At 42.3% G+C, this 13,488-nt stretch carries 10 protein-coding genes; 1 reads left to right on the forward strand and 9 read right to left on the reverse strand.

The genetic code is table 11. The features are described 5' to 3' along the window. The first annotated feature begins 83 nt into the window (after nt 1–83). On the forward strand, nt 84–1,430 hold the full coding sequence (gene xseA / locus ACM2FC_RS12470) for an exodeoxyribonuclease VII large subunit (RefSeq protein ID WP_498481246.1): 1,347 nt from the start codon (nt 84–86) through the stop codon (nt 1,428–1,430). Between the two features lie 116 nt (nt 1,431–1,546). On the opposite strand, the gene ACM2FC_RS12475 is transcribed toward xseA, so the two are convergent. The 9 genes from ACM2FC_RS12475 to rodZ all read right to left on the reverse strand — a co-directional run bounded on the left by ACM2FC_RS12475 (nt 1,547) and on the right by rodZ (nt 13,432). Further along, entirely contained in the window at nt 1,547–4,630 is a 3,084-nt protein-coding gene (locus ACM2FC_RS12475; protein ID WP_498481247.1) for a hypothetical protein, read from the reverse strand. A gap of 439 nt (nt 4,631–5,069) precedes the next feature. Continuing rightward, the gene (locus ACM2FC_RS12480; protein WP_498481248.1) at nt 5,070–5,291 is read right to left on the reverse strand and encodes a zinc ribbon domain-containing protein; all 222 of its coding nucleotides are present in this window, start codon (nt 5,289–5,291) and stop codon (nt 5,070–5,072) included. A gap of 221 nt (nt 5,292–5,512) precedes the next feature. Continuing rightward, nucleotides 5,513–6,397 (reverse strand): alanyl-tRNA editing protein, encoded by an 885-nt coding sequence (locus ACM2FC_RS12485; protein ID WP_498481249.1) that lies wholly within the window; start codon nt 6,395–6,397, stop codon nt 5,513–5,515. A 47-nt stretch (nt 6,398–6,444) separates the two neighbouring features. Then, a complete protein-coding gene (gene der, locus ACM2FC_RS12490; RefSeq protein WP_498481250.1) occupies nt 6,445–7,932 on the reverse strand; it encodes a ribosome biogenesis GTPase Der in 1,488 nt (495 codons plus the stop codon). 201 nt (nt 7,933–8,133) lie between these two features. Next, on the reverse strand, nt 8,134–9,291 hold the full coding sequence (gene bamB / locus ACM2FC_RS12495; RefSeq protein ID WP_498481251.1) for an outer membrane protein assembly factor BamB: 1,158 nt from the start codon (nt 9,289–9,291) through the stop codon (nt 8,134–8,136). A 3-nt stretch (nt 9,292–9,294) separates the two neighbouring features. Further along, entirely contained in the window at nt 9,295–9,918 is a 624-nt protein-coding gene (locus ACM2FC_RS12500; protein WP_498481252.1) for a YfgM family protein, read from the reverse strand. A 55-nt stretch (nt 9,919–9,973) separates the two neighbouring features. Continuing rightward, a complete protein-coding gene (gene hisS / locus ACM2FC_RS12505) occupies nt 9,974–11,248 on the reverse strand; it encodes a histidine--tRNA ligase (protein WP_498481253.1) in 1,275 nt (424 codons plus the stop codon). Between the two features lie 19 nt (nt 11,249–11,267). Then, entirely contained in the window at nt 11,268–12,413 is a 1,146-nt protein-coding gene (gene ispG, locus ACM2FC_RS12510; RefSeq protein ID WP_498481255.1) for a flavodoxin-dependent (E)-4-hydroxy-3-methylbut-2-enyl-diphosphate synthase, read from the reverse strand. Nucleotides 12,414–12,421: 8 nt separating this feature from the next. After that, nucleotides 12,422–13,432, reverse strand: coding sequence for a cytoskeleton protein RodZ (gene rodZ / locus ACM2FC_RS12515; protein ID WP_498481256.1), 1,011 nt, complete (start codon nt 13,430–13,432; stop codon nt 12,422–12,424). Nucleotides 13,433–13,488: the final 56 nt, after the last annotated feature.

The raw sequence follows: 13,488 nt of genomic DNA on the forward strand, positions 1-13,488 counted from the left end.
TTTTTTGATTTTAATTTGCATTTGCCCCCTTGATATGTATTATATTGGCGCTATTCTGCATATCCACGTCTACGTGACTGCCTGTGACGCCGCAATCGAATCAAAATATTTTCACTGTTTCTCGCCTCAATTCTGAAGTTCGTTTACTGCTTGAAAACGAAATGGGTATCGTCTGGCTTGTAGGCGAAATTTCTAACTTCTCTGCCCCTGTTTCTGGCCATTGGTACTTTACTTTAAAAGATACTCGCGCTCAGGTTAAATGCGCGATGTTTCGTGGCAACAATCGTCGAGTGTCATTTAAACCACAAAATGGCAATCAGGTTTTAGTGCGCGCTCGCCTATCGCTTTATGAGCCTAGAGGCGATTATCAGCTTATTATCGAAAGCATGCAGCCAGAAGGCGATGGCCTTTTGCAAAAGCAGTTTGAAGAATTAAAAATGCGCTTGGCTGGCGAAGGGCTATTTGCTCAAGCCAACAAAGTTGAACTGCCTGAACATCCTCGCTGTATTGGAGTGGTGACGTCTAAAACTGGCGCTGCACTTCACGATATTTTGGACGTACTGAAAAGGCGTGATCCGAGCTTACCTGTCATCATCTACCCAACGATGGTTCAAGGAGATGACGCTTCCATTCAAATAGCTCAAGCGATTGGCAGAGCCAATACGAGACAAGAGTGTGATGTGTTGATAGTAGGCCGAGGTGGTGGTTCTCTGGAAGATCTATGGTGTTTTAACAATGAAATTGTCGCCAGAACCATTGCCGCTAGCCAGATCCCGATAGTTAGCGCTGTTGGCCACGAAGTTGATGTCACCATTGCCGATTTTGTAGCAGATGTACGAGCGCCAACACCTTCAGCCGCAGCAGAACTGGTAAGCCAAGATACCAGCTATAAAACGCAAACCGTCAGCGCCAATTTACGTAAACTGCGTGACGCTATGCATCGCAGCATACTGGTCCAAAAGCAAGCTTTCTTGCAGCTGCAACATCGGCTGGATAAGCAACATCCAAACTACAAGTTACAAGTTCAAGCGCAGCAAGTTGACGAGCTGGATTTACGCTTAAGAAATGCCATTCAAAGGCGTTTATCTGATTCCAAAGCCCAGGTAAGAAATTGTAGCTACCAGCTTCGTCTGCACTCACCCGCTACCCAACTGGCTAAGCAAAGAGTAAAGCTAGACAACAATGAACAAAAACTGATTCGCTATGCTGAAAACCTTCTCACCGCTTATCAGCACCGTTTAGCGATGGCAGCAGAAAAGCTCGACACAGTCAGCCCACTGGCAACATTAAAACGCGGTTACTCGATTACTCAGTCCCGTGATGGCAAGGTCATTACTAGCCAACAACAAGTCAATCAAGGTGACAAGATCATTACTCGCCTTGAAGACGGCGAGATTCACTCAACGGTTAACGAAATCAAGCAATCCTGACAAGTATCGTCTGCCAAAGTGAGTATAAAGAGGGCAGATATTCTCTGCCTTCTGTTTTGAATCAATGAAGATTCTTTACTTGCAATTTATTGCCAATAATCAACTTTATACTTCGGTTAGTTCGATAGCACACAGTTTTTAAATTCACTTGCTTTAACATCAACCGAACAAGGCTGGGTTGAACTCAAATCTTTCCACGTCCCTTGGGTTGAGAAAATCACAAATCCTCCATTAGTCAGTGCATATTTACACTCAGCTGCATTGTTTGATTTTTTAAGAATTGGGATTGGTGCACTATTTAGCACGTTGTACTCGTTCTTACTTGCGTCTGGCCATTGAAGGTTAGTTGCCCAATTCTGATCGGGTCTACCTAACGCTGTTTCATACTGCAGCGGCGGTTGTGACGGCGGCAAGGCAGATAAATATGGCAGATCTTTCTGACTCGAAAACGCGATACTACTTGGTGATGGACAATAAAAACTATCAAGTCGACTTTCGCTTTCAGGCACTAAGTCAATCGATACGGTTTTTACGTCGTACTTATATTCGTAAGTGACAGTTAAAACCACATTATTTCCACTCGCTTGAGATGGTAATCCGCTAAGAGAAATATCTAAATTTTTACCGTCTTTATCAATTGCGTCACTCACTTGAATAGCTGAACTAGACTGACCTCTATTGGTCACATCCAAAGTGTATCGACTAAGATCAGTATCAATACCCGTTTTGTTATAGTTCGCGAGGCTGCCTGATAGATTTAGACTATTGCCTGAATAAAAAACTGTACTCATACCAGATAATGTAAAATCGATATAGTGACTATTTTTGTAAGTTATATCGAACGTCGATTGGTTTTGATACGAAGGAGCAATTTTCGTATTGGTCATTTGCACTGCATAACTTTGTCCAAGCATCAAACCTGATAATTTGAGCTCTGCTTTGCTTCCTGCGACTACTAGACTGGATTGAGGCTGCTGCGCATCATTAATCGGATAAACTTTTACAGTATAATCGCTAAGGTTGGTATCCGCTTTACCATTGATTTGTGCCCAATTTCCTTGAATATCAACCGACGAACTTGTAGCAATGTTTTTGCTTGGGTTAAATGCAAAATATTGGCTCGGGTAGATATTAATTGGATTACTTTTAGCAACCATACTTCCATCTTTGTTTTCTATCTTCATCACTAACGGCTGAGTCAATTGAGCTTTACTCGATCCCCATAACGTGACTTGCAAGGTATGATTAATATTATCAATCTTAAAACTTGGTTCCGCTTTAACGCTGCTTGGTGCAACTTCGCCACCTTGGGTAGTATAAAAGTTAACCGAATAATCTGTTTTATCAGTATCCCAAGTCGTTGATGCTCCCTGACCAATATCTTTTGCTAATGTTCCAGTGATCTTCCCTTCAGCATTGCTAACAATATTTATATTCGGTCGGTTAGCTTCTGATACAAATGGAAAGTCCGGCGTACCTACGAAACAAGACACTTTATTTTCTCCTATTTCGCAATTATTTTGAGTTTGGATGGTGTCGCAAAAGTGGCTGTTCAATCCTGTGAATAAACCGAAGTTCTCATTAACATATGAGCACTTTGGCCCATCGGTCGTCACATTCGGATCACTCGTCGCGTCATCAAATGCATCATAAAGTATAAAGTTCTCCGATCCAGATTCTGCCTCGGGATCAGACGACACAGGATTGTTGTATGTGTAGCCTATCGATTGAAAATTGTTAGTACTAGATTGCAACGTGGCCATATTTTTCAGAAATTGTTCAAACGACACGGCACCGGGAAAATTAGAATAAGCGAGGTCGTTACTTTTAGGATAAGTGGGGTAACCTGCTTCACCAATTTGCAAAGACAAATCAGCGAATCCGTCTTTATTTTTCATCGAATTGAATGCAGACAGTGCTGCTGAGTAATTGTGATTGATATCAGTTCTAACAGCCTGATACCAAAAAGGATAAAGATGAGCCGCATATGTTAACCCGTTTGACAGGTTGGACGTTGAAGTGCCTCCCCACTTCAACAGCGAATTAAAGTAAGTTAGCAAACTGGATCTTCCAGTATAGCCACCTGAATTTCCGTTATAGTTCAAAACATTTCGATTAAATTTACTAAACTGCGATTGCTGCCAAGAGCTTGTCCAAACACTATCTTTGATTTGTGTATTGAGATTGATTGACGTGTAAGCAACAGATAGAAATGGAAATTTTGTGTTGAAGTCTGGCGAGCTAGGATCGAAGAAGCGGTAAGTAGGAGTATTCACGTTAGTGGTTTTATCTAAGGTCACAGTGTCTAACATAAGTGGACGATATATCACTGTTTGTGGCTTTACTAATACGTTGTTTTTTGCAGCCTGACGAGTAGGCAACCCTGACGGCTCGTTACTTCCATATGACAACGCCATATCACCTTCAGTAGAGTTGATCGCAAACCTTATCGCCAAATGTTTTTGCGTCGCGACTTTCTCAAACTCCTGTAGAGAATAGCCAAGAGACAATTCATTCTCTACATACTCGGTCAATGACGCATAATTACCATACGTACCATAATTGTTGTCTATGGAGTAAACGATCTTTCCGTTAACTTTCTCAGATTGAATAGGAACAAAGAACTGCTCATTACCTAAAACGACTTCACAGTTTTTCGGCGTTGACTGAGGGTTTTCTTTATTACATATCGTTGTTAAACCATTTTCATTCATCCAATTGGAAATATTATTATCGATAGCACTTTCAGATGCATCAATATTTACACCATTGGCACTTGCTGTCTCCATATCAAAAGGAGAAAATAAAACCCAGCTAATATTATTAATAGTTGATGGCGCATTTATTAAATCTTTTTTAAGTTCTTGTTGTTGAGATATTTTATTTATTCCTCCACTATTTTTTAGGCAAACACCACTTCCTGAGTCAACTTGGTCAAAGTCTCCCATTATTTGTAGTGTTTTAAAATTAGCCCCTTCCATTACACTGAAAGCTTTATCTATTTGACTAATGCTGTAATCGCATTGGGGAGCAAAGTTAACACCAAAACCTTGGTAGCTAACTGGCGCAACTGACTGACTCGGCGCTTGATAGTCACTCAAGTTATCTTGAGCTAATACATTTTGTGCAAGAATAGAAGTTGAACAAGCCAAAACAAAGCAGGAAATAGAAACTTTCCCAAAAGAGATAAAATACCTCATACAGTTCTCCGTATGTTAATAGTCCGATAAAGCCAGATAATTAAGACTCTGGATATAAACCAAAATTAAACACGCGGTGAATATATGATTTAAAGAATGGGAAATGTTCTTATTACGCAAATCCTATGCAAATAGGATTTGTAAATTTACTAACAGGCTAGTAGACGTTATTTTTCTAATATAACCAAAAAGAATATAGGTAGAGCATATTATTTTTCTTGAAAACTTAATTATAAGCTCAAGAAAATATTACCAAAAAAAACAGAACATTGAATTACTATAATCTCTCAATAGCAATTAATAGTTATTTTCAACTAGCCAAAATGAAAGTTTTCTGACGTTCATTGGATACTTTCTACATTTTGACATTAGCTGCTAGTGTAAAGTTTTTGTCCAGCCAAGTATTCGTAGATGTGGAGTCAATACTTGGCTAGAGTGATCAGGCCTGCTGCCAAATAATAGTCACTTTTGACTTGGATTTAAGTTCATTACACGTGTTACAGAAGTAGTTCACTGCTCCACAGGCTTTCAACTTCTCGACTTCTTCATCACATTCGGGGCACAAAACCTTTTTTTTGTAATGTTGCTGGCAAGCTGAACAAAAATATTGGCCATCCCATTGCAATTCCTGACTACACGTAGGACATTGGTTTTGTTGCATAGTTTTTTCCTCTGCATATTTGTACAAAAAAGTAGCGATCTAAGTGGATCTTGCACTTTATACGAGCTGATCAGCGATCTGCCTTAAAAAGAACATTTATATAACCACACACCGAAAGCATAAGTTACATATCCTGTCTTTCGATTTCATACAGTATAAAAATCTAACATCATAATTAAAACCCGCTACTTTTAGATGTTAATAAAAAGATCAATATTACATCAAGCAGCTGCTGAATCAGTGTGCATCTCAATATGTTGTTCATCTAGCTTATTGAATTTGACTGTTATATTGTCGTAATCAGACAAAGATCCTGCGTGCGTGCCACCACACGCGATGACTGCTGTTTCGCCCTCCAACAGGTTGCAATGCCAGTAACGGGAGTCAGTGAGAGCGTCACCATCACAAATCACTTCAATTGCTGCGCCAAGCTGAAGCCACTCATGCAGCAACTGATTAACTTTCTGCTCTATTAAAGGCAAATCAGCCAGCATATCTGCGCTATTCAAACCACGCTTTCTAAGCGTTTTACCAAGTCTGTAAGTATCGACGCATTTATCTTCGCTAACAAAGCTCGATACTTGCGCGTAGCTATTGAAGTCATAATATCCATGAGGGTCACGTCTATCAGCTTCTTTTCTCCAATACCCGTCTGCAAGAACTTTATTCAAGGCGAGGTACGAAAGATGCCCTGCACTGTGTCCGCGCCCTAGTGCTTGTTGGCGCTCTTTATCAACATTCAGTATGACCTTGTCGCCGCTAAGAGGTTCATCTGACAAAGGCTCGACACAATGCACAACAACAAATATCCAGCCATCTTGATCTCTTTTTACGGGAATATTCTTACCAACATACAGAGTTTGCGTTTCGAGCTCGATGGCTCCTACGCGGCAATCCATTACTTCAATAACGGCACCACTTGAAAGTGTGATAGTGCCTTTATCAGCTGGATGATCAGGCCAAATATGGCTAACAGGATGGAATGGTGTTTGATCGGTAACGATATACGTAAAGTCAGTATGCGTTTCAACCAGCTGGACACTGGCTTCAAGTTGCCAAATTTGATGACAAAACTTAGTGATGGTACGAGTGATATTAGAAGTCATAATCGAAGTGTAAAAAAATACCCAAACAAATTGTTTGGGTAATTCTATCACTTCTTACGATTTTTCATCATGCCCATCAGGCGTTTTCGCTTTCTCTCTTGTGAAAGCGTCATCTTGTTGCTCTTACCCTCAAATGGGTTATCGCTGCTTTGGAACTGAATACGAATTGGCGTACCCATAATATCGAGCGACTTACGGTAGTAGTTCATCAGATAACGCTTGTAAGAATCTGGTAGTTCATTGACCAAGTTACCGTGAATTACAACGATTGGTGGGTTATAACCACCAGCGTGCGCATATTTGAGCTTAACACGGCGACCACGAACCAATGGTGGTTGATGATCTTCCGTTGCCATTTTCATGATACGGGTAAGAACCGAAGTTCCAACTCGTGTAGTGGCAGACTTATAAGCTTCTTGAACAGACTCAAACAGGTGGCCGACACCCGTTCCGTGCAATGCAGAGATAAAGTGAATACGGGCAAAATCAACAAACCCTAATCGTCTATCTAGCTCTTTCTTCACGTTCTCTTTGACGCCAGTATCTAAACCATCCCACTTGTTTACTGCGAGCACAATTGAGCGGCCAGCATTAAGTGCAAAACCTAGTAAGCTTAAATCTTGATCAGAGATATTTTCACGAGCATCGATAACCAAAAGTACCACGTTGGCATCTTCAATTGCTTTTAGCGTTTTGACTACTGAGAACTTTTCGACGGTTTCGTTGATGCGTTTGCGACGTCTTACACCTGCAGTATCAATCAATACGTATTCACGCTCATCCCTTTCCATTGGGATGTAAATAGAATCACGAGTTGTGCCTGGCATATCATAAACAACAACGCGTTCTTCACCTAAAATACGGTTCGTCAGCGTTGATTTACCAACGTTAGGTCGGCCAATAATAGCCAACTTGATCGGTTGCTCTTGCAGGCGAGTAAATTCTGCTTCCGCTTCTTCCTCTGTGTAATCGAGCTTCTCTTCTTCGGCATCTTCAAATTCAGTGAGATCTTCTATCTCACCTTTTGCTTGCTCAAGAAGTTCTTCAGCAAAAGGGTTAAGCGCTAAGTCAATCAAAGCACTCACTCCGCGTCCATGAGCAGCGGCGATTTGATACATGTTGTCCATACCAAGTTGCCAAAACTCAGCACTTGCGGCATCAGCGTCAATGCCATCAACTTTGTTAACTACCAGCATCGAGCGTTTTTCAGTTTTACGAAGATGCTGCGCAATGGCTTCGTCTGAAACAGTTAAACCCGCGCGGCCATCGACCATGAACAAGACGACATCTGCTTCCTCAATCGCAGCCAAAGACTGCTCAGCCATCTTGGTTTCAACTCCCTCTTCTGAACCGTCAATACCACCCGTGTCAATGACAATAAATTCATGTTCGCCAAGTTTCGCTTGGCCATATTTACGGTCACGCGTTAAGCCAGGGAAATCTGCCACTAGCGCATCTCGAGTTCGAGTTAAGCGGTTAAATAGCGTCGACTTGCCCACATTTGGGCGTCCCACTAAAGCAACAACAGGTACCATAAAAACCTCAATAGTATGTCTTTTTTACTTATGTAGTTATAGAGAACAAACCGTCTATTACCAAGTCTGTTATCTATAACCGCACTACTTCAAATTACGTAAATATGTAAAAGCGACGCTTTCACAAGTATTAATTTTATAACAATAAAATGGCTCCTGACTGTTACCAGCCAGGAGCCGAAAACGGATTATATCACGATATTATTCTGGAAGCGTCAGTTTCTTAATGTCGCCATTTCGGGTAATCACTACATATCCGTCAGGAAGCTGAACTGGCGGAACAGCAATACCACTACTATTGATTTCTTGCTCGGCGACAAAGTTGCCCGTAGTACGACTTATCCAGTACAAATACCCTTCACCATCGCCAACAACCACATAGTCACCAATCACAACCGGTGCAGTCACCAATCGATGTTGCAGCTGATCATTACTCCAGATCTTAGTACCACTACGCGCATCAACAGCAACAACATGATCTTCATCAGTGACTAAGAATATTCGGCTACCATCGGTTGCCATATTCGTCGCTGAGGAATACTTCCGTTTCCACATTGCTTCTCCCGATTGCAAATCAATCGCAGTTAAGTTGCCATGGATACCAACGATATACAGCGTGTTACCCAAGATAAGCGGAGAAGCATCAACATCAACCAGTCGATCAATTTCAGTGGAACCTTGTGGAATTCCAATTGGGATTTGCCATGCTAACTGGCCTTGAGAGATAATTGCTGCGGCTAATCGACCACTCGATGTGCCCCAAAATACTGCACCACCTTGAGCGACAGGAGTACTATCACCACGCATAGTCAGTGTTGGTACGTCGGTACTTACCGTCCATTTTTCTTTACCAGTAGATTGGTCAAGAGCAATCAACATTCCGCGACTTGTGTGAACAAATACCAAGTTACTGTCCGTTGCAGGAGTAGCTAGCACTTCACCATCTACATCAGCTTTCCACTCGACTTTGCCCGTATCTGCATTTAGTGCAAATACGTAACCATCCTCACTACCAATATAGATTTTGCCGTATGCTGCGGAGATACCACCTGATAAACGAGCTGTCGTTTCCTTCTCAAGGTCGTTTTCCCAAATTGTATCACCAGTTTTCGGATCAAGAGCTTTAACTAATCCCGCACGGCTAGCGACAAATAATTTACCGTAAGCGTAATCAGGCGTCAGTTTTGAATAAAACTGACCAACACCAGAACCGATTGAAGTACTCCAATCCGTCGTTGGTGTGAACTGGCTGTTCACTTTTGGCACTGGTGCCATCACTATAGCATCGTCGCTAGCACAACCAGATAAGGCTGCAATAGCAACGACCAACATTAGGACTTTGTTCAGCCGTTTCATCATCTATTACTGCCCTTGCTTGGCTAAATCATCAAGCTTCATTTTAAGTGCTTGGCTAGTATCACCAGATTGCTGAGCTTCAACATAAGCTTTATATGCTTCATCTGGCTTACCCTGTCTCATAGCAATGTCACCTTTCAGCTCAGATACGCGCCCTGCCCATGCCGAACTTTTAATACTCGCAAGCTCAGTAAGCGCTGACTCGTAATGGCCTTGTTCTTCTTGAATTCTTGCTACTCGATAAGATGCGATTGCCTTCAACGCTTCGTCTTGCGTATCGCCCTTCGCCCACTCTAGCTGAGCTAAAGCTTCGTCTAGATTGCCAGCTTCTGCTTGAACTTTCGCAAGTTGCAATGCTGCAAGTACAGAGTATTCACTAGATTTATTAGCATCAATAAAACTTTGCACAGAAGATTCAGCTTTTACGCCTTGTGATTCCAACGCTTTTATCGCAGTCGTGTAGCCAACAGAAGCGCTCTCTTTAGAAGCATTGTCTGATGACTGATAGAAGTGCCAACCAGTAAGTCCTGCTATCACAATCACAACAAGTATGATCAAAAATTTGCCGTATTTACGAAGCCACTCTTTTATCGCTTCAACTTGTTCTTCTTCACTATTGTAGAGTTCCACTTCCTGTCCTCTTAAATTTGTTCTATAAAACCGTTCTTGCTTGTGGGCCTAAATACTAAACTGAAAGTAAGTCAGATAATTTTGCGATAATGTCATCTTGAGAATGAGTCGTTTGCTCACCACCAACAAGATCTTTAAGTACCACTGTTTTGTCTTGAACTTCGTTTTCGCCCAATACCAATGCTACAACTGCACCCACTTTATCAGCACGCTTAAATTGTTTCTTAAAGTTGCCACCACCTAAGTGGTTCATTACTCGCACGCCCGGCAACTTTTCACGAAGCTGCTCAGATAGCTTCATACCAGCCATTGTGGTACCTTCGCCAGCAGTCACAACATATACATCGACACTGCGACGAACATCATCCAGTTCTAATGTTTCAAGCAGAAGAACCAAGCGCTCGATGCCCAAACCAAAGCCGAAACCTGGAGTAGCCTTACCACCAAGTTGCTCAACCAAACCATCATAGCGACCGCCGGCACAAACCGTACCTTGAGCACCTAAACTTTCAGTGATCCACTCGAATACCGTGCGATTGTAGTAATCTAAGCCACGAACTAATCGCTCATTCTCGGTGTATTCGATACCAGCAGCGTCAAGAAGTTCACAAACTTGAGAAAAATGCTGTTTCGACTCTTCATTTAGATATTCAGATAAGCGAGGCGCATCCGTTAAGATCGCTTGTACTTCTGGGTTTTTACTGTCTAAAACACGTAGAGGGTTAGTGTGCATGCGGCGTTTACAATCTTCATCCAACACGTCCACATGTTGCTCTAAGAAAGCAACCAACGCCGTGCGGTACTCTTGGCGCTCTTCAGATGAACCAATAGAGTTCACTTCTAGGCGAACGTGTTTTGCTACACCAAGATCACGCCAGAATTTCGCGGTCAACATGATAACTTCTGCATCCGCATCTGGCGTTGGGATACCGAACACTTCTACACCAAATTGGTGGAATTGACGGTAGCGTCCTTTCTGAGGTCTTTCATGGCGGAACATTGGTCCGGTATACCACAATCTTTGTTCTTGGTTGTAAAGCAAGCCATTCTCAATTCCTGCGCGCACACAACCTGCCGTGCCTTCAGGTCGAAGAGTTAAACTGTCACCGTTACGATCATCAAAGGTATACATTTCCTTTTCAACCACATCGGTGACTTCGCCAATCGCACGGCTAAATAGATGAGTCATCTCAACGATAGGTGTGCGAATTTCGTTGTAGCCATAAGAAGCGACAACATTTTTCAGACAGTTTTCTACTTTCTGCCAAACAGGAGATTGAGTAGGAAGGCAGTCATTCATGCCTCGGATTGCTTGAATTGTTTTTGCCACAATAATTACCGTAGTGTCGTTAAGATTGTTTTGAGTCGATTGAGTTTGATTCGAGCTGATTCACTTCGATACGATTGTTCGCATCTAATACAGCTGCTTTTGCGCGAATTTTAGCTTCGAGTTGATCAATGATGTTGTCATTGTCAAAGCGCTCTTTTTGACGCTTACCGTCTTCGTAAAACGCGCTCTTTTTATTGCTGCCTGCCAGGCCTAAATGAGAAACTTCCGCTTCTCCTGGTCCATTAACTACGCAACCAATAATAGAAACATCCATTGGAGTGAGAACATCTTCCAACCTTTCCTCTAGTGCGTTAACCGTGCCAATTACGTCGAACTCTTGACGAGAGCATGTCGGACAGGCAATGAAGTTAACACCGCGAGAGCGAATACGCAGTGACTTCAAAATATCAAAGCCAACTTTCACTTCTTCAACAGGGTTTGCTGCCAGAGAAATACGCAAAGTGTCCCCAATGCCTTCAGCGAGTAACATCCCCAAGCCAACAGAGGATTTGACTGCTCCAGCTCTTGCACCACCCGCTTCGGTAATACCAAGGTGAAGAGGCTGATCAATTTTCTTGGCTAAGATTCGATAAGAGTCAACAGCAAGGAAAACATCTGACGCCTTTACACTAACTTTAAACTGATCAAAGTTCAGGCGGTCTAGAATATCGACATGGCGCATTGCAGACTCAACCAGAGCTTCTGGCGTAGGTTCGCCATATTTCATCTGGATATCTTTTTCTAAAGAGCCGCCGTTTACACCAATTCGAATAGGAATATTTTTATCGCGAGCGCAGTCAACCACTGAGCGTATGCGATCTTCTTTACCAATGTTACCCGGGTTGATGCGTAAACAGTCCACACCATACTCGGCCACTTTTAAAGCGATACGATAATCGAAATGGATATCGGCTACGAGTGGAATAGAGACTTGCTGCTTGATTTGCTTGAACGCTTCTGCAGCGTCCATAGTTGGTACAGACACTCGAACGATATCGGCACCCACATTTTCCAACGCTTTAATTTGCGCGACCGTGGCGTCCACATCTGTAGTACGAGTATTGGTCATGGACTGCACAGCAATCGGTGCACCGTCACCGATTGCCACATCGCCCACATAAATACGTGTCGACGGGCGACGTTTAATAGGAGATTCGTGTTGCATAATATTTTCTAAGGTAAGGTAAATCTAGCTACTTTACCCGGAGTATACCTAGAAAGGTCGACAGGTTCACTCGCAAATGTCATTGAAACGTTTTCTGGCGCTCCCAAGATGACATTAAATGGTGCCTCTCCAGAAAGTTTTAAGCTCTGCCCGCCATTTTTAATCCCAGAAACCAACACCTTACCAGTCGCATCTTTTACTTGTAACCAACAACTAGCTTTAAATGACATATCGATAGTTTTATTGGCTACGACTGAACTAGATGAACCAGTGTTGGATTGAGGAATAGCTGGCGAAGCTGGAACCGAAGGTTGTACTTCTGGCTGCGTCGTTTGATTAGAGTTAGATGCAGGTGTTGCGGCCGGTTTCTCTTGCTTGGCCGCAGTCTCAGAGCTTGAGTTCTCCGCTGTGCTCTTATCAGTACTATCGGCAGCTTTACTAGAGCTCAACTGGCCTGACTTTAAAGTGGTGAAATCGTTTTTACTATTGTCTTCAGTTTGAGATGTTGCTGGATTATCAGAACTCGCAGTATTTGAGTCGTTGGTAGTTGCTGGAGTTTGTACACTTGAACTTGGGGATAGTAACGTATCTCTTTGCTGATTTTGCCACCACCAAAGAGAGGAAATACCAACGATAATGGCAAGGATTCCCCACGTGATGATCATAATACGGCTATCGTGCTTTTCACGTTTAGTTTTACGAGAAAAGCTGGTCATATTTTGCGCTTGTGGTTTTGTACCATTTTCGTCCCCTAAAGCCTCTAGAATAGTGGATTCTTCTATCCCCACCGCTTTAGCATATGAACGTAAGTAACCACGAGTGAATGTTGCAACTTGACCTATTTCAAAATTATTATTTTCGATATCTTTGATGATTGATAATTTGAGTCTGAGGCGATCGGCGATCTGCTTTTGGCTTAAGCCTAATTCTTCACGTTTTTGCTTAAGGATCGTCCCTGCTTCTAATTCCACTGATTCTACAACTTCATCTTCGACTAATATGTTCTGTTTTGTACTCATTAGAGGTGTACATCTCTTAATTGGTTCGTGACTTGAGTGCTGCTTGTTATTTTTAT

The organism is Vibrio sp. A37 (assembly GCF_059777565.1).

Bases quoted from the DNA above. Each gene is read 5' to 3' on its own strand.
- ACM2FC_RS12480 (WP_498481248.1), bottom strand. From the start codon at position 5,291: ATGCAACAAAACCAATGTCCTACGTGTAGTCAGGAATTGCAATGGGAT.
- bamB (WP_498481251.1), bottom strand. From the start codon at position 9,291: ATGATGAAACGGCTGAACAAAGTCCTAATGTTGGTCGTTGCTATTGCA.
- der (WP_498481250.1), bottom strand. From the start codon at position 7,932: ATGGTACCTGTTGTTGCTTTAGTGGGACGCCCAAATGTGGGCAAGTCG.
- ACM2FC_RS12485 (WP_498481249.1), bottom strand. From the start codon at position 6,397: ATGACTTCTAATATCACTCGTACCATCACTAAGTTTTGTCATCAAATT.
- ACM2FC_RS12475 (WP_498481247.1), bottom strand. From the start codon at position 4,630: ATGAGGTATTTTATCTCTTTTGGGAAAGTTTCTATTTCCTGCTTTGTT.
- rodZ (WP_498481256.1), bottom strand. From the start codon at position 13,432: ATGAGTACAAAACAGAACATATTAGTCGAAGATGAAGTTGTAGAATCA.
- ispG (WP_498481255.1), bottom strand. From the start codon at position 12,413: ATGCAACACGAATCTCCTATTAAACGTCGCCCGTCGACACGTATTTAT.